This window comes from Microbacterium sp. BF1 (assembly GCF_019279095.1).
Taxonomy (GTDB): Bacteria; Actinomycetota; Actinomycetes; order Actinomycetales; family Microbacteriaceae; genus Microbacterium; species Microbacterium maritypicum.
This window is the reverse complement of record NZ_JAGYWT010000848.1, coordinates 1-582: the sequence shown is the minus strand read 5'-3', so window position 1 is coordinate 582 and position 582 is coordinate 1. Positions and strand designations below refer to the sequence as shown.

Annotated in this window: 1 protein-coding gene; it reads right to left on the bottom strand. The window is 67.9% G+C overall.

Annotated elements, in window-relative coordinates:
* A partial coding sequence (locus KZA10_RS17150; RefSeq protein WP_218683503.1) for an ATP-binding cassette domain-containing protein occupies positions 1-481 on the bottom strand: 481 nt, incomplete at its 3' end.
* Positions 482-582: the final 101 nt, after the last annotated feature.

The following is a 582-nucleotide window of genomic DNA, read 5'->3' as shown; positions in this document are numbered from 1 at the left end:
GGCGCGAGACCACAGCGCGCGCGATCGCGATGCGCTGACGCTGTCCTCCGGAGAACTCGTGCGGGTAGCGACGTGCGGTGTCGGCGGGGAGCCCGACCGAGTCGAGGGCTTCCGCGATGCGGCGTTGCGCATCGGTACCGGATGCCAGACCCAGCGAACGGAGCGGTTCGCCGACGATCCGGTCGATGCGTTGGCGAGGGTCGAGAGACGAGTACGGGTCCTGGAACACCGGCTGCACGCTCGCGCGGAACCGACGCATCTGTGCGCGGTCGCGCAGAGCGAGCGGGGCGCCCTCGAACAGCACCTGTCCGTCGCGCGGGGCGGTGAGCCCGAGCATCAGCCGCAGGATCGTGGACTTGCCCGCCCCCGATTCACCGACGAGGCCCAACGAGTCGCCCTCATCGATGCGCAGCGACACGTCGTCGAGAACGCGGCGCGATCCATAGGCGAAACCGGCCCCGCGCAGCTCGAGCAGCGTCATCGTCCGACCTCCCCGGCGTCGAGGAACGCATTCCCGGCGCTCCTTCCTCCGGCCAAGATCAGACTAGCAACATTCGAATCTATGTTCTATTCTGATCTGCA